Below are 15,883 nucleotides of genomic sequence, written 5' to 3'. Positions count from 1 at the left end.
GGCCCTTCCGGTTCGCGCTCGGGACCGATCACCCGTATGCTTGCTGAGGTCCGCATGAGGGGCTCCGAGAGACAACGGAAGCCACGGGCGGTCCAGACCTGGCAGGTTACCCGAGTGGCCAAAGGGGGCTGACTGTAAATCAGCTGGCTATGCCTACGGGGGTTCGAATCCCTCACCTGCCACGCCGAGGATTGCAGAGATGTGATCCCAGGCACCGGAACGGATCCGAGTTTTGCACGAGAGGCAGGACGAAGGTAAAGTTCTCGGGGCTTGCCCTGATAGCTCAGTCGGCAGAGCATCTCCATGGTAAGGAGAAGGTCAAGGGTTCGATTCCCTTTCAGGGCTCTGATGGATGCGGCGGCCCGGTCTCATTCCGAGACCGGGCCGCTCGATCCGTCAGGCCGGGGTAGCTCAGACGGTTAGAGCGCACGACTCATAATCGTGAGGTCGCGGGTTCGATCCCCGCCCTCGGTACCACACCGGTTCCGGCCGGAGTGCATGTTCACACCCCCCAGCATGGGGACCCACGAGGCACGTCGGCAGGCGCGCCCCAGAGGAAAGAGGCCAGCCGTGGCGAGCAAGAGCTCTGACGTGCGTCCCAAGATCACCATGGCGTGTGTTGATTGCAAGGCGCGCAACTACATCACCAAGAAGAACCGTCGCAATACCCCTGATCGGCTGGAGCTGTCCAAGTTCTGCCCGACCTGCGGCAAGCAGACGGCGCATCGCGAGACCCGCTGAGAACGCGGTATCGCATTGTGGAGGCCACCCGGGACAGGTTCCCGTGTGGCCTTCTCGCATTCCTGACCCTGTGAATCCCGTTCTCTGACGCGACCCGTGCACGCGGGGGCGTCCGCTCCGAGGAGACTGCCATGGCATCCGCACCGGATCCCTCCTTCGCCGGCCGCACGTACCCGGCCGGCCCCGTCCACGTCGTCTCGGGCGCGAAGATCGCCGAGTTCGCCCGCGCGACCGGCGCCGCCAGCGCGATCCACACGGATCCCGAGGCCGCCGCCGCAGCCGGCCATCGGGGCGTCGTGGCCACGCCGACCTTCCTCGTCTCCCTCGCCCAGGCCACCGAAGCCCAGTACATCGAGGACCCGGCCGCCGGGATCGACTTCACCCGCGTCGTCCACGGCGAGGAGTCCTTCGAGCTGGCCCGCCCCGTCGTGGCAGGGGACCGCCTGGTGCCCACGCTCACCGTCGAGCGCGTCCGCTCCGCCGGCGGCCACACCATGGTCACCACCCGCGTGGACGTGGCGGACGAGGCCGGGGACCCCGTCGCCGTCGTGCGCAGCATGCTCGTCGTGCGCGGCGAGTGAGCGCACCCGTCCCCAGCCCGCAGAGCCCCTCGGCCCTTCGGCCGACCCCGCGAGAGGATCGCACCGCAGCCATGACGACGACCACCCCCCTCACCCTCGACCAGCTCGAGACCGGCCAGGAGTTCGCGGCCGGCGCCTGCGAGATCAGCCGGGACAGCCTCGTGCGCTACGCCGGCGCCTCGGGCGACTTCAACCCCATCCACTACAACGACACCGCCGCCCGCGAGGCGGGCCTGCCCGGTGTCATCGCGCACGGCATGCTCACCATGGGCACCGCCGTGAACGTCGTCGCGGACGCGCTGGGCGAGGGGGCACGGATCACCGCCTGCTCGACCCGCTTCTCCGCCCCCCTCGAGGTGCCCGCGACCGGATCCGTCACCCTCGCGGTGCGCGCCGTGGTCGGGAAGATCGATCCGGAGGCGGGAACCGTCCAGCTCAGCCTCGAGGCGAGCGTCGACGGCACCGCCGTGCTGGGGCGCGCCCGGGTGAGCGTGCAGATCGACGAGCGATCCGCGTGAGCACCGCGCGCCTGGCCGATCTCACCACGCTGCGCATCGGCGGCAGCATCCGCACCCTGATCGAGGCGCGCACGCAGGACGAGCTAATCGCCGCGGTCGCGGGCGCCGACGAGCGCGGCGAGAGCCTGCTCGTCCTCGGCGGCGGCTCCAACCTCGTGGCCTCGGACGCCCCGTTCGAGGGGACCGTCGTGCTGGTCCGCGACCCCGGGAGCCCGCCGCTGCTCGATGCGAGCTGCGAGATCCCCGCGGCGGGGGAGCCCGACGGCATCCCCGCCGACCCGGCCGAGATCACCCCGCTGGAGGCGACCTGCGGCGGGGCCACCATCGAGCATTTCGCCGGGACGAGCTGGGACGACGCGGTCGCCTACGCCGTCGCCCGCGGCATGATCGGCATCGAGGCCCTCTCCGGCATCCCCGGGACCGTCGGCGCCACGCCCATCCAGAACGTCGGCGCCTACGGGCAGGAGGTCTCCCAGACCATCACCCGGGTGCGCACCTGGGACCGCCACGATCGCGCCGTGCGCACGTTCTACGCCGCGGACTGCGGCTTCGCCTACCGCGACTCCCTGTTCAAGCGCACCCCCTACGAGGGGCCCGTGCCCTCGGCGACGGGGCGCTACGTGGTGCTCTCGGTCACCTTCCAGCACCGGCTGGGCAGCCTCTCGGCCCCGATCCGCTACGGGGAGCTCGCGCAGCGCCTCGGGGTCGCCGCGGGGGAGCGCGCGCCGATGCAGCAGGTGCGCGAGCAGGTCCTCGCCATCCGCGGCGGCAAGGGCATGGTCCTGGACGCCGAGGACCACGACACCTGGAGCGCCGGCAGCTTCTTCACCAACCCGATCCTCGGCGCCGAGCAGGCGGCGGCGCTCCCGGCGGACGCGCCGCGCTACGCCGCAGGCCAGGGGCGGGTCAAGACCAGCGCGGCGTGGCTGATCAGCCACGCCGGCTTCGACCGCGGCTTCGCCGTGGGCCCGCGGGCCTCGCTGTCGACCAAGCATTCGCTGGCCCTGACCAACCGCGGCGGGGCCACCAGCGAGGACCTGGCCGAGCTGGCCCGGACCGTCCGCGACGGCGTGCAGTCCGCCTTCGGCATCCGCCTCGAGCCGGAGCCCGTCCGGCTCGGGATCGACATCTGACCACCGACCTCGACGCCCGACCCCCCCGACCTAGGATGGGTCCGGCCGTCCTCCGGCCCGCTGCATCGTCCCCTCACAGGAGGCCCCGTGAACGTCACCGACCAGTCCATCGCCGATCTCGATCCGGACATCGCCCGCGTCCTGGACGCGGAGCTCGCCCGCCAGCAGCGCACGCTGGAGATGATCGCCTCGGAGAACTTCGTGCCGCGGGCCGTCCTGCAGGCGCAGGGCTCGGTGCTCACGAACAAGTACGCCGAGGGATACCCCGGCAAGCGCTACTACGGCGGCTGCGAGGAGGTCGACGTCGCCGAGCAGATCGCGATCGACCGCGCCAAGGAGCTGTTCGGCGCCGAGCACGCCAACGTCCAGCCGCACTCGGGCGCCACCGCGAACGCCGCGGTGATGCACGCCCTGGCCCGCCCGGGCGACACCCTCATGGGCCTGTCCCTCGCCCACGGCGGCCACCTCACGCACGGCATGAAGATCAACTTCTCCGGCCGCCTGTACGACATCGCCGCCTACGAGGTGGACCCGGCCACGGGCCGCGTCGACATGGATGCGGTGCGCGCCCTCGCCCTCGAGGCCAAGCCGAAGGTGATCGTCGCCGGCTGGTCCGCCTACCCCCGTCACCTGGACTTCGCGGCGTTCCGCAGCATCGCCGACGAGGTCGGCGCGCTGCTGTGGGTCGACATGGCGCACTTCGCGGGCCTCGTCGCGGCGGGCCTGCACCCCAGCCCCGTCCCCCACGCGGACGTCGTCTCCACCACGGTGCACAAGACCCTCGCCGGTCCCCGCTCGGGCCTGATCCTGGCGAAGGAGGAGTGGGCCAAGAAGATCGACTCGGCCGTGTTCCCGGGCCAGCAGGGCGGCCCGCTCATGCACGTGATCGCCGCCAAGGCCGTGGCCCTCAAGGTCGCCGGCACCGAGGACTTCAAGGCCCGCCAGCAGCGCACCCTGGACGGCGCCCGCATCCTCGCCGAGCGCCTGCAGGCCGCCGACGCCCGCGAGTCCGGCGTCAAGGTCGCCTCCGGCGGCACCGACGTCCACCTGGTGCTCGTGGACCTGGTCGAGTCGAAGCTCGACGGCCAGCAGGCCGAGGACATCCTCCACGAGGTCGGCATCACCGTGAACCGCAACGCGGTCCCCAACGACCCGCGCCCGCCGCGCGTGACCTCCGGCCTGCGCATCGGCACCCCGGCGCTGGCGACCCGCGGCTTCGGCGACGAGGAGTTCACCGAGATCGCCGACGTGATCGCCCTGGCGCTGACCGGCGGCGCGGACCTCGAGTCCCTGCGCAAGCGCACCGCCGCCCTCGCCGACGCGAAGCCGCTGTACGCCGATCTGCAGCAGTACTGAGCAGCAGTTCTGAGCCGACCGGGGCCCTCCCGCCCCACCCGGCTCGCCGCGCGCGGGCCCGGCCCTCCGCCGGGCCCGCGCGCGTCCCGCCCCCTCGGCCGCATCGGCCATCTCGTCGACAGGCCCCGGGCGTCGCCGCACGGCACGGGGCACCCCGGAAAGGACTGCCATGACCGCCTCCATCCTCGACGGCAAGGCCACCGCGAAGGCCATCACCCAGGAGCTCGCCGAGCGCGTCGCCGCGCTGCGCGAGCGCGGCATCACCCCCGGCATCGCCACCGTGCTGGTGGGCGAGGATCCCGGCTCGAAGCTGTACGTGGGCATGAAGCACCGCCGCTCGGAGTCCATCGGCATGAACTCCATCCAGATCGAGCTGCCGGGGGACGCCACCCAGGCGGACGTCGAGGAGGTCATCGACCGTCTCAACGCCGATGACAGCTGCCACGGCTACATCGTCCAGCTGCCGCTGCCGAAGCACCTGGACACCGACGCGATCCTGGAGCGGATCGACCCCGACAAGGACGCCGACGGCCTGCACCCCACCAACCTGGGCCGCCTGGTGCTGAACGTGAACGCCCCCATCACCTCGCCGCTGCCGTGCACGCCGCGCGCCGCGATCGAGCTGCTGCTGCGCCACGACCTCGACCTGAAGGGCAAGCACGTCGTCGTGGTCGGTCGCGGCGTGACCATCGGCCGCTCCGTCGGGCTGCTGCTGACCCGGCGCGCGATCAACGCGACGGTCACCCTCACCCACACCGGCACCGTCGACCTGTCCGAGCACCTGCGCCGCGCCGATGTGATCATCGCCGCCGCAGGGGTGAAGCACCTCGTCACGCCCGATGACGTCAAGCCCGGCGCCGCCGTCCTCGACGTCGGCGTCACCCGCGGGGAGAAGAACCCCGAGACCGGGAAGTACGCCGTGCACGGCGACGTCGACCCGGCCGTCGCCGAGGTCGCCGGGTGGCTGTCCCCGAACCCGGGCGGCGTCGGCCCCATGACCGTCGCGCTGCTGATGACCAACGTCGTCGAGGCGGCCGAGCGCGCCGCCGGGATCGACCGCACCGCCTGATCCCCGCACGGGGCCCCGCCCCGGGCGGTGACGCCGGCCCGGGCGCTGCCCCTGGCCCGGGCGCTGCTCCCGGCCCCGGGCGCTGCTCCCGCCGGGGCGGGGCCGGCCGGCCGATGGGGACTTCTGCCCATGGTCCCGGCGGCACCGGGCACCTATCGTGGCTCTCGGACGTGGAGGGATCCCACGTGCGCCGCGAGCAGGGGAGGCCCGATGAGCACGTTCCTGGGGATGGATGTCGAGCAGGTGCGCGAGCACGCCGAGCGCCTCGCCGTCGGTGCCGAGCGCCTCGAGGCGCTCGGGGAGCGCCTCGGCGCGACGGTGCGGGAGGTCGCCTGGACCGGCCCCGACGCGGACGCCTTCCGTCACCAGGCCCTGATCGACCTGGTCCAGGTCACCGCGGCGGCGGGGCTCTGCCGTGCCCGGCGCAGCACGCTGCTCGCCGAGGCCGCGCAGCAGGAGACGACCTCGGCGGGCGACGGGTCCGCGGCGCTCCGGATCGGCGGCGGGAGCGTCCCCGACGCCTTCCACCGGGGGCTGGCGACGGGACCCTACGACGACCCGCACGACGACATCGCCCCGCTGGGCCCGGAGCACATCACCCGGCCCGATGCGGAGGACCTCACCGCGCCCCGCGACCTCGTGGACCTGCTGGCCAACCTCGACACCGTGGCGCGGGCGCAGACGGACCAGGCCACAGCGATCCGGGTGCAGGAGATCCTCGGCGCCGACGGCGAGTCGCGCTACATCGTGTACGTCCCCGGGTCCCACGGTCGGATGAGCAACACCCTCGGGCCGATCGACCTCGACGGCAACCCGATGGACTGGAACCAGAACCCGGGCGCGCTGCTGGGGCACGAGACCGACTCCTCGCAGGCGGTGCACGCCGCGATGGAGGCCGCGGGGATCCCCTACGGCGCCGAGGTCGTCTTCGCCGGGCACTCCCAGGGCGGCATCGTCGCCTCCAACCTCGCGGCGGATCCGAGCGTCAACGGAGGACCGCAGGGATGGCGCATCACCGACGTGGTCACCGTCGGCAGCCCGGTCGAGCTGGCCCCCGTCCCGCCGACGACGAACACCCTGAACTTCGCCCACGAGCCGGTGGCGATCCCGCTGCCGGGCTCCTCGCCCCTGGGCCCCTCCACCTCGACGGCGATCGGGCTGCCCGACGTGGTGCCCGGCCTGGACGGCAACCCGCACGACCTGTGGGGCACCCCGTCCCACCGTCACGAGGTCGACCTGCCCACGATCTCCTACGACCTCGGCGACAACCACTCGATCCCGCGCTACCAGGAGAGCGTCGAGCACCGGCTGGAGCACGACCCCGACGGCGTGGCCGCCTCCTTCCAGGACAGCGCCTCGATGCAGAACATCCTGGGGCCCGGGGCCGCCCTCGTGGACACGGCCGACATCTCCGTGAGCCGGGCCGAGGGCACCTACCTGGACACCGGGGCGCTCGCCGAATGGTTCGAGGAGAACTGGGATCCCCGCGACGCGATCCTCTGACGCGGGCCCGGCGCGCGGCCGCGCGGTGTCCCCGCCCCCTGGAATACTGGGGCGCATGAGCCTCACGATCGCCACAGTCAACGTCAACGGCCTGCGCGCCGCCGCCCGCAAGGGCATGCCCGAGTGGATCGCCGCGACCACCGCGGACGTCATCACCCTGCAGGAGGTGAGGGCTCCCGACGAGCTGGTCTCCGACCTGGTGGGGGAGGGGTGGTCCGTCGCGGCGGAGGCCTCGCAGCTCAAGGGCCGCGCCGGGGTCGCGATCGCGGTGCGCACCGAGCGCGAGGACGTGGACCTCGACGCCGTCCGTCGCGGCCTGCCCGGCCTCGAGGAGGACGCCCACACCGGCCGCTGGCTCGAGGCGGACCTCGCCGACCCCTTCGGCGACGGGAAGGAGCTCACGGTGATCTCCTGCTACATGCACTCCGGCAACGTCGAGAAGCCGCAGACGATGACCGACAAGTACGCCTTCCTCGACGTGATGATGGAGCGGCTGGCGGATCTGCGGGCCGACGGCCGCCACGTGGTCCTCACCGGCGACCTGAACATCGCCCACGGCGAGTGGGACATCAAGAACTGGAAGGGCAACCTGAAGTCCGCCGGGTTCCTCCCCGAGGAGCGGGCCTACTTCGATCGCCTCATGGGCGAGCTGGGCTGGGTGGACGTGCACCGCACCCTGCACGGCGACGGCCCCGGCCCCTACACCTGGTGGTCCCAGCGCGGGAAGGCCTACGACAACGACTCCGGCTGGCGGATCGACTACGAGATCGCCACCCCGGAGCTCGCCGCCCGCGCCACCTCGGCGCAGGTCGACCGCGCCCCGAGCTACGACACCCGCTGGTCCGACCACGCCCCGCTGGTGATCAGCTACTCCTGAGCAGCTCGACCGCTCTGCGTCCCGGCGACCTGGCGGACGGATGGGCAGGGCGTCAGCCCGCCGTCGCCGGACGTGGACGCGGAGGTGTGGTCGCACCGACCCTCGCGCCTCCGGATGACGCGGAGCGAGCTGGCGGCCGACGCTGGCTGCTGCGCACCGATCGGGCGAGTCGGCCCGCGGCGATAGGATGGGACCTCGGCTCCGGAAGAGAGGAAGCGGGCGTGGGCTACGGCGACAGGCTCTTCTGGCTCTCGGTCCTGATCCAGCGTCGGTACGCGCAGATCTGCGCTGAGCACGACCTGACCCCCACGCAGGCCACCCTCCTGTGCGCGATCAAGGACGAGCCGCGCCGCATGACGGACCTCGCCGCCTCGCTCGGCATGACCAAGAACGCGCTGAGCCAGCTCGTCGACCGCACGGAGCGGCGCGACCTGGTCAGCAGGACGACCTCGGAGCAGGACCGGCGGGCGATCACGCTCGGCGTGACGGCGACGGGGAAGGTGCTCGCCGAGGCCATCTACGCCGAGACCGACAGGCTCCTGCCCGACATCGCGGAGGGCCTCGGCCCCGAGGACCGACGGGAGTTCGAGCGCACCGTCACCGCGGTCGTGGACGCCTCGGGCGTCTCGGCCTCCTCGTCGTCCTGACGCCTCCCTCGATCCGTCGATCAGTTCCCGGGACCCCCCCTCGTCATGGTTCACGGCATGAACTAGTGTTGTTCATGCCATGAACTAATGAGAGGTGGCAGCGATGAGTATGCAGGGAACAGACACGATCGCCGTCTTCGGCGCGACGGGTCAGCAGGGCGGGGCGGTCGTCGACGCGCTCCTGGAGCGAGGTGCACGGGTGCGGGCCCTCGTCCGTTCCCCGGAGTCCGACCGGTCGCAGGCGCTGGCGGCTCGCGGCGTCGAGCTCGCCGGCGTCCGGATCGAGGATCCGGCGTCTGTGGTCGCCGCCCTGGCGGCGGTCGACGCCTTCTCCTTCATGACCCCGGAGGCCGACAGCCTCGAGCAGGTCGAGGAGGAGGTCCGCATCGGCACCGCCCTCGTCGACGCGGCGGTCGCGGCGCGCGTGCCGCACGTCGTGTTCACCTCCGTCTTCGGGGCGGAGCGCGAGACAGGAGTGCCGCACCATGATTCGAAGCACCGGATCGAGGAGCACCTGAGGCGCTCCGGCCTGCGGGCGACGATGGTCCGTCCGACGGGCTTCATGGAGAACTTCACGACCGTGATGGCGCCGACGATGGAGGACGGCACGATCCTGGTGAGGATGCCGCTGCCGGAGGATGTCCCCCTCAAGCTGGTCTCCATCCGAGACATCGGCCGGATCGCCGCCGCGATCCTGCTCGGCACCGTGGTCGTCCCCGGCGGAGCCGTCGAGGTCATCGGCGACGAGCTGACGGGAGCGCAGATCGCCGCGGCCTTCGGAGCGCACGCAGGGATCCCGGCTCGCTACGAGGCCCTGCCCCTGAGCGTGCTGCCCACGGAGCTCGACCGGGTGATGTTCCGCGAGTTCGCGAAGGCGTCCGAGCACCCCTCGGACATCGCGGCGGTGCGGGAGATCGAGCCGTCCGTCCGGGACCTGTCCCAGTGGATCCGTGCCACCGGCTGGACCGTGCCGGAGGACTCCCGGGCGCGTGCTTGAGCGGATCCTGCCCGCCGTGCCGCCGCGGGCGGACCGCCGGTCCCGTCCCGTACCCCGAGGGATCCGCTGCTCCTGACCCGTCAAGGGGCCGGCGCGGTGGCGCTCGCCCGGGTCGAGTCCATGGACGCCGTGAGGCCGGCGGCCGGGATCCTCTCGGATCCCGGCCGCCGGCCTCACGATGCGTGCTGAGAGGGGTGCGCCAGGTCAGACGCGGCCGCGGATCACGGCCTGCTTGACCTCGGCGATGGCCTTGGTGACCTGGATGCCGCGGGGGCACGCCTCGGAGCAGTTGAAGGTGGTGCGGCAGCGCCACACGCCCTGCTTCGAGTTGAGGATCTCCAGACGCTGCTCGCCGGCGTCATCGCGCGAGTCGAAGATGAAGCGGTGCGCGTTGACGATCGCGGCGGGGCCGAAGTACTGCCCGTCGGTCCAGAAGACGGGGCACGAGGACGTGCACGCCGCGCACAGGATGCACTTGGTGGTGTCGTCGAAGACCTCGCGCTGCTCGGCGGACTGCAGGCGCTCGCGGCTGGGCTCCTGGCCGCGGGCCACCAGGAACGGCATGACCTCCTTGTAGGAGTCGAAGAACGGCTCCATGTCCACGATGAGGTCCTTCTCGACCGGCAGGCCCTTGATGGGCTCGACGGTGATCGGCTTGGAGATGTCCAGGTCCTTCAGCAGCGTCTTGCAGGCCAGACGGTTGCGGCCGTTGATGCGCATGGCATCGGAGCCGCACACGCCGTGCGCGCACGAGCGGCGGAAGGTCAGGGACCCGTCGTGGTGCCACTTGATCTCGTGCAGGGCGTCCAGCACGCGGTCGGTGCCGTGCATGGTGAGGGTGAAGTCCTGCCAGGCGGCGCCTGCTCCGGACTCGGGGTCGAAACGGGCGATGCGCAGGGTGACCTCGAAGGACGGGATCTCCGCGGCGCCCTGGGTCTCGGGCTTCTCGGCGACGGCGGTCATCAGAACGTACGCTCCTTCGGCTCGTAGCGGGTGATGACGACCGGCTTGGTGCCCAGACGGATGTCCGTGCCCTCGAAGCCCTCCTCGCCCTCCCGCGTGCGGTAGGCCATCGTGTGCCACAGGTAGTTCACATCGTCGCGCTTCTCGAAGTCCTCGCGGAAGTGGCCGCCGCGGGACTCCTTGCGGTTCAGCGCGCCGACGGTGACGACCTCGGCGAGGTCCAGCAGGAAGCCGAGCTCGACCGCCTCGAGCAGGTCGAGGTTGTAGCGGCGGCCCTTGTCCTGCACCGCGACGGTCTCGTAGCGCTTCTTGAGCTGCTGGATGTCCGCCAGGGCGGTGCGGCAGGTCTCCTCCGTGCGGAACACCTGGACGTTGGCGTCCATGGTCTCCTGGAGGTCTCGGCGGATGTCGGCGATGCGATCGGTGGTCGCCGGGCGGTCGCGCAGGCGCTCCAGCAGCTCCACGGTGGGAGCCTCCAGGCCCGGCTCGATCTCGGCCAGCTCCACGCCCGCCGCATGCTCGGCCGCGTAGATCCCGGCGCGCCGCCCGAAGACGTTGATGTCCAGCAGGGAGTTGGTGCCCAGACGGTTGCCGCCGTGCACGGAGACGCAGGCGACCTCCCCGGCGGCGTACAGGCCCGGGACGACGTCGGTCTCGTTGCGCAGCACCTCGCCCCTGATGTTGGTGGGCATGCCGCCCATGCCGTAGTGGGCCGTCGGGAACACCGGGACCGGCTCCGTGTACGGCTCCACGCCCAGGTAGGTGCGGGCGAACTCGGTGATGTCGGGGAGCTTCGCGTCGATGTGCGCGGGCTCGAGGTGCGTCAGATCCAGCAGGACGTAGTCCTTGTTGGGGCCGCAGCCGCGCCCCTCGCGCACCTCGTTCGCCATCGCGCGGGCGACCACGTCGCGGGGGGCGAGATCCTTCAGGGTGGGGGCGTAGCGCTCCATGAAGCGCTCCATCTGCGCGTTGCGCAGGATGCCGCCCTCGCCGCGGGCCGCCTCGGACAGCAGGATGCCCAGGCCCGCCAGGCCCGTCGGATGGAACTGGAAGAACTCCATGTCCTCCAGCGGGATGCCGCGGCGCAGCGCCATCGCCGGGCCGTCGCCGGTGAGGGTGTGCGCGTTGGAGGTGGTCTTGAACATCTTGCCGAAGCCGCCGGAGGCGAAGACCACGGACTTGGCGCGGAAGATGTGCACCTCGCCGGTCGCGAGCTCGTAGGCGACCACGCCGGAGGCGCGCACCTCGGCCTCGTCGCGAGGATCGCCGGTCATGAGCACGTCCAGCACGTAGAACTCGTTGAAGAACTCCACGTTCTGCTTCACGCAGTTCTGGTAGAGCGTCTGCAGGATCATGTGGCCGGTGCGATCGGCCGCGTAGCAGGAGCGGCGCACGGGCGCCTCGCCGTGCTCGCGGGTGTGCCCGCCGAAGCGACGCTGGTCGATCTTGCCCTCCGGGGTGCGGTTGAAGGGCAGGCCCATCTTCTCCAGGTCGAGCACCGCGTCGATGGCCTCCTTGGCCATGACCTCCGCGGCGTCCTGGTCGACGAGATAGTCGCCGCCCTTGACCGTGTCGTAGGTGTGCCACTCCCAGTTGTCCTCCTCGACGTTGGCGAGGGCGGCGCACATGCCGCCCTGCGCCGCGCCGGTGTGGGAGCGCGTCGGGTAGAGCTTGGTGAGGACCGCGGTGCGGGCGCGCTTCGAGGACTCGAGCGCTGCGCGCATCCCCGCGCCGCCGGCACCGACGATCACCACGTCATAGGTATGGGTCTGCATGGATGAGGGCTCCGCTTCAGGACTGGCAGATGGAGGGAAGGAGGTCCGGATCCGCCCCGACGGGGCAGGGATCGAAGGTGAAGATCACCAGGGTGCCCAGCACGATCGTGATCAGCACGGCGGCGTACAGCAGCGCCTTGAGCACGAGGCGCGGCGTCGAGCGGTGCGCGTAGTCGTTGATGATGGTGCGCACGCCGTTGCCGCCGTGGATCAGGCCCAGCCACAGCATGAGCAGGTCCCACGTCTGCCAGAAGGGAGAGGTCCACTTGCCGGCGACGAAGGCGAAGTCGATGCGCTGGACGCCCTCGCCCAGCCACAGGTTCACGAAGAGGTGCCCGAACACGAGGAAGACCAGCAGCACGCCGGAGGCGCGCATGAACAGCCAGGAGAGCAACTCGGTGTTCATGCCGCGCATGCCGGTGCGGCGATAGCGGGTGCTCGGGTCAGGGATGGTGCTGGTGGTCATCTCACGCTCCGAACATGTGCATCAGCTGGCGGGGGACGAAGCCGGCCATGAGGACGACCCACAGCGCGACGACGACCCAGAACAGGAGGCGCTGGCGCTTCGTGCCCTGGGACCAGAAGTCCACCAGGATGATGCGCAGGCCGTTCAGGGCATGGAAGAGGATCGCGCCGACCAGGCCGATCTCCCCGAGTCCGAATACGACCAGCTTGTAGTGGCCGATGACCTCGTTGTACGCCTCCGGGGACACGCGCACGAGGGCGGTGTCGAGCACGTGCACGAGGAGGAACAGGAAGATGAGCATTCCTGAGATGCGGTGGGCGACCCAGGACCACATTCCCTCGCGTCCGCGATAGAGCGTCCCGGACTGGGCAGAAGCCACGGAGTCCTCCAGTTACGACAGTCGGTGCCGAAGGGGCGCGACGGGGACATCGATGCGAGCGGTGTCGCGGCGACGTCGTCATCGCCTTCGGCTGGGGCTGCTTCAGCCTAACACCGTGTCAGCATCCTCGGGCGCCCTGAGCAGGCGCGTCACCGGCCCCGAGGGCCCAGTAGGCTTCGGTCATGCCACGGTCCCAGCCGAGCCCCGCCACCCCGGATGTGTCCGGGCAGACATTCGATGCCGCGGCGGACGCCGCCGGTGTCAGAAAAAGTCCCTTCGTCCCCGTGATCCCCGCCGGGGGAGCCGGGACGCGGCTGTGGCCGCTGTCGCGCCGGTCGCGCCCCAAGTTCCTGCTGGACCTCACCGGGAGCGGCCGCAGCCTCCTCCAGCAGACCCTGGACCGGGTGCTGCCGCTGGCGGACCGTCCCCCGCTGATCGTCACCGGGACGACCCACGCGGCGGAGGTCGCCGAGCAGGCCGCAGGGCGCGCCCGGGTCCTGGCCGAGCCCAGCCCCCGCAACTCCATGCCGGCCATCGCCCTGGCCGCCGCCGTCGCCGAGCGCGAGGACCCGGGCGCCGTCATCGGCTCCTTCGCCGCCGACCATCTGGTGGGCGACGACGAGGCCTTCGCCGCCGCGGTCGACCGCGCCCGCGCGGCGGCGGAGAAGGGATACCTGGTCACCCTCGGGATCACGCCGACCTCCCCGGCGACGGGATTCGGCTACATCGAGCAGTCCGCGGCCGGAGGTCCCCCCGGCGGGGCCGGCGAGCACGGGGGCGAGCGCGCGCAGGCGGATCTCGCGGGGACCGGCGCCCGGCCGGTCGCCCAGTTCGTCGAGAAGCCCGACCGGGAGCGCGCGGAGGCGTTCCTGGCGACCGGACGGTTCTTCTGGAACGCCGGGATGTTCGTGGTGAAGGCGGCCGTGCTCCTGGACGCCCTCGCCGTGCAGATCCCGGCGCTGGCGGCCGGGGCGCGGGAGATCGCGGCCCAGGGGGCATCGGCCGATGCGCTCGCGCGGATCTGGCCCTCCCTGACCGCGATCGCCATCGACCATGCCCTCGCCGAGCCGCTCGCCGCCCAGGGGCGGGTCGCCGTGGTCCCCGCGGACTTCGCCTGGGACGACGTGGGCGACTTCGCGGCGCTGGCCCGGCAGCTGCGCGCCGCCCGGGCCGACGGGCCGGCCGCGGCGCAGGCGGAGGACGACGTGGTCGCGCTCGGCGGCGCCCGGGTGCTGGCCGCCGGATCGCATGCCACCGTCCACGGCGCATCGGACCGGCTGATCGCCCTGGTCGGGGTGCAGGGCATCAGCGTGGTCGAGACCGAGGACGTGCTGCTGGTGATCGCCGACGAGCGCGCCCAGGACCTCGGCGCCCTCGTGCGCGGACTGGACGAGGCGGGCCTGGGGGACCTGGGCTAGTCTTCCGGAGCTGGAGCGGACGGACGGCGCAGGAGGCGGGACCACGTGACCCAGGTGGAGCAGGAGTCGAGGGCGGCCCTCGGCGCGGACGGGATCATCGCGCGCACGATCGGGTCGCGGCGCGACGAGCTGCGGGCGATCCGGCGCCACCTGCACCGCCACCCCGAGCTCAGCCACGAGGAGTTCGAGACCACGGACTACGTCGTCTCGCTGCTCCAGTCCCTGGGCCTGAGGCCGGTGCGCATGCCGCGCACCGGCGCGATCTGCGACATCCCCGGCAGCGACGCGAGCCTGCCCGCGATCGCCCTGCGCGCGGACATGGACGCCCTGGGCATCCCCGAGCTCGGCACCATGTCCTTCCGCTCCCAGGTGGAGGGCGTCTCCCACGCATGCGGCCACGACGTGCACATGAGCTCGGTGCTCGGCGCCGCGATGGCGCTGGTGCAGGTCGCCGAGGCCGGGCTGCTGCGCCGCACCGTGCGCCTGATCTTCCAGCCCTCGGAGGAGAAGCACCCGTGCGGCGCCCTCGAGCTGCTGGGGGAGGGCGTGCTCGAAGGCGTCGAGTCGATCTTCGCCCTGCACTGCGATCCCGGGGTGGACGTGGGGCACGTCGGCCTGAAGGCCGGGCCGATCACCTCGGCGACCGACCCCGTGCGGGTGCAGCTGCGCGGCGCGGGCGGCCACACCTCCCGTCCCCACCTGACCCAGGACCTCGTCTACGCCCTCGGCGCCGTGATCACCCAGCTGCCGGCCGCGCTGACGCGGCGCATGGACCCGCGCAGCGGCGTCAACCTCACCTGGGGCTCGGTGCACGCCGGCAGCGCCTTCAACGCCATCCCGTCCTCGGGCACCCTCGAGGGCACGCTGCGCTGCCTGGACCACGAGGCCTGGGACCGGGCGGAGGAGCTGCTCGAGACGCTCCTGTCGGACCTGGTGCGGCCCTACGAGGTCGAGGCGCACGTGGACCACGACCGCGGCGTCCCGCCGGTGGAGAACGACCGCTTCAGCGTGCAGGTCCTCAAGGCCGCGACCGGGAGCGTGATCGGGCCGGAGAACGTCGACCCCACCGCGCAGTCCCTGGGCGGCGAGGACTTCGCCTGGTACCTCGAGAAGGTCCCCGGGGCGCTGGCCCGGCTGGGCACCCGCACCCCCGGCGGGCGCACCTACGACCTGCACATGGGCGACCTCGTGATCGACGAGCGGGCGATCGGGATCGGCGCCTCCGTGCTCGCGGCGACCTGCATCCAGCGCGACCTGCCCCTGGTCTGAGCCCCGATCCGGCGCGGCCCCGGGCCGTTACCGCCAGGTCACCTGAGCGTCGATTTCATAACGTTCGGACCGCCGCGCCGCGAAGCGGCCTCCTGTGCTAAGGGGGCGGACTACAGTCACGGATGCATCCCTGCGACAGGCCGAGCTCCCCGGAGCCGGTGGGCATCGGCCGTCGTCCCGCTCCTTGGAGG

16 protein-coding genes and 3 tRNA genes are annotated in these 15,883 nt (G+C 71.9%); 15 read left to right on the top strand and 4 right to left on the bottom strand.

What is annotated here, in order from left to right; all coding sequences use genetic code 11:
• Positions 1-100 precede the first annotated feature (100 nt).
• The 13 genes from ABD234_RS04250 (at position 101) to ABD234_RS04190 (ending at position 9,422) form a co-directional block, all read left to right on the top strand.
• Positions 101-182 (top strand) — tRNA-Tyr (locus ABD234_RS04250).
• A gap of 90 nt (positions 183-272) precedes the next feature.
• Positions 273-345, top strand: a tRNA-Thr gene (locus ABD234_RS04245).
• A 55-nt stretch (positions 346-400) separates the two neighbouring features.
• Positions 401-477: transfer RNA gene (locus tag ABD234_RS04240), tRNA-Met, on the top strand.
• Between the two features lie 93 nt (positions 478-570).
• Complete coding sequence (gene rpmG / locus ABD234_RS04235) at positions 571-741, top strand: 50S ribosomal protein L33 (protein ID WP_029360274.1); 171 nt, start codon at positions 571-573, stop codon at positions 739-741.
• Between the two features lie 131 nt (positions 742-872).
• Complete coding sequence (locus tag ABD234_RS04230) at positions 873-1,322, top strand: MaoC family dehydratase (protein WP_038372807.1); 450 nt, start codon at positions 873-875, stop codon at positions 1,320-1,322.
• Positions 1,323-1,393: 71 nt separating this feature from the next.
• On the top strand, positions 1,394-1,840 hold the full coding sequence (locus tag ABD234_RS04225; protein WP_344354223.1) for a MaoC/PaaZ C-terminal domain-containing protein: 447 nt from the start codon (positions 1,394-1,396) through the stop codon (positions 1,838-1,840).
• The gene (locus ABD234_RS04220) at positions 1,837-2,973 is read left to right on the top strand and encodes a UDP-N-acetylmuramate dehydrogenase (RefSeq protein ID WP_344354221.1); all 1,137 of its coding nucleotides are present in this window, start codon (positions 1,837-1,839) and stop codon (positions 2,971-2,973) included. Before ABD234_RS04225 ends, ABD234_RS04220 begins: the two co-directional genes overlap by 4 nt.
• An 87-nt stretch (positions 2,974-3,060) precedes the next feature.
• The gene (glyA, locus tag ABD234_RS04215; RefSeq protein WP_038372812.1) at positions 3,061-4,329 is read left to right on the top strand and encodes a serine hydroxymethyltransferase; all 1,269 of its coding nucleotides are present in this window, start codon (positions 3,061-3,063) and stop codon (positions 4,327-4,329) included.
• A 169-nt stretch (positions 4,330-4,498) separates the two neighbouring features.
• The gene (locus ABD234_RS04210; protein WP_038372813.1) at positions 4,499-5,398 is read left to right on the top strand and encodes a bifunctional methylenetetrahydrofolate dehydrogenase/methenyltetrahydrofolate cyclohydrolase; all 900 of its coding nucleotides are present in this window, start codon (positions 4,499-4,501) and stop codon (positions 5,396-5,398) included.
• A 210-nt stretch (positions 5,399-5,608) separates the two neighbouring features.
• Positions 5,609-6,901: an alpha/beta hydrolase family protein gene (locus ABD234_RS04205; RefSeq protein ID WP_038372814.1), complete on the top strand. Its 1,293-nt coding sequence runs from the start codon at positions 5,609-5,611 to the stop codon at positions 6,899-6,901.
• 55 nt (positions 6,902-6,956) lie between these two features.
• A complete protein-coding gene (locus tag ABD234_RS04200; protein ID WP_344354217.1) occupies positions 6,957-7,778 on the top strand; it encodes an exodeoxyribonuclease III in 822 nt (273 codons plus the stop codon).
• Positions 7,779-7,999: 221 nt separating this feature from the next.
• Positions 8,000-8,425, top strand: coding sequence for a MarR family winged helix-turn-helix transcriptional regulator (locus ABD234_RS04195; RefSeq protein WP_344354215.1), 426 nt, complete (start codon positions 8,000-8,002; stop codon positions 8,423-8,425).
• Positions 8,426-8,528: 103 nt separating this feature from the next.
• The gene (locus tag ABD234_RS04190) at positions 8,529-9,422 is read left to right on the top strand and encodes an NmrA/HSCARG family protein (RefSeq protein ID WP_344354213.1); all 894 of its coding nucleotides are present in this window, start codon (positions 8,529-8,531) and stop codon (positions 9,420-9,422) included.
• A gap of 204 nt (positions 9,423-9,626) precedes the next feature.
• Here ABD234_RS04190 and ABD234_RS04185 read toward each other — a convergent pair whose 3' ends face one another.
• From ABD234_RS04185 to sdhC, 4 genes are read right to left on the bottom strand one after another with little or no spacing between them, the layout of a single operon-like run.
• Positions 9,627-10,385, bottom strand: a complete 759-nt coding sequence (locus ABD234_RS04185; RefSeq protein ID WP_038372815.1) for a succinate dehydrogenase iron-sulfur subunit — start codon at positions 10,383-10,385, stop codon at positions 9,627-9,629.
• Positions 10,385-12,160 (bottom strand): succinate dehydrogenase flavoprotein subunit, encoded by a 1,776-nt coding sequence (gene sdhA / locus ABD234_RS04180; RefSeq protein ID WP_344354211.1) that lies wholly within the window; start codon positions 12,158-12,160, stop codon positions 10,385-10,387. Before sdhA ends, ABD234_RS04185 begins: the two co-directional genes overlap by 1 nt.
• A gap of 16 nt (positions 12,161-12,176) precedes the next feature.
• Entirely contained in the window at positions 12,177-12,626 is a 450-nt protein-coding gene (locus tag ABD234_RS04175; RefSeq protein WP_344354210.1) for a succinate dehydrogenase hydrophobic membrane anchor subunit, read from the bottom strand.
• 1 nt (position 12,627) lies between these two features.
• Positions 12,628-13,005 carry a succinate dehydrogenase, cytochrome b556 subunit gene (gene sdhC / locus ABD234_RS04170; RefSeq protein ID WP_084148495.1) on the bottom strand — a complete coding sequence of 126 codons (378 nt, stop codon included), beginning with the start codon at positions 13,003-13,005 and terminating at the stop codon, positions 12,628-12,630.
• Between the two features lie 182 nt (positions 13,006-13,187).
• On the opposite strand from sdhC, the gene ABD234_RS04165 reads away from it, so the two are divergent.
• The gene (locus ABD234_RS04165; RefSeq protein WP_344354209.1) at positions 13,188-14,423 is read left to right on the top strand and encodes a mannose-1-phosphate guanylyltransferase; all 1,236 of its coding nucleotides are present in this window, start codon (positions 13,188-13,190) and stop codon (positions 14,421-14,423) included.
• Positions 14,424-14,468: 45 nt separating this feature from the next.
• Entirely contained in the window at positions 14,469-15,692 is a 1,224-nt protein-coding gene (locus ABD234_RS04160; RefSeq protein ID WP_344354207.1) for an amidohydrolase, read from the top strand.
• The last annotated feature ends 191 nt before the right edge of the window (positions 15,693-15,883 follow it).

This window comes from Brachybacterium phenoliresistens (genome assembly GCF_039530785.1).
Taxonomy (GTDB): domain Bacteria; phylum Actinomycetota; class Actinomycetes; order Actinomycetales; family Dermabacteraceae; genus Brachybacterium; species Brachybacterium phenoliresistens.
The sequence above is the reverse complement of the archived record's forward strand: the minus strand, read 5'-3'. Positions and strand labels throughout refer to the sequence as shown.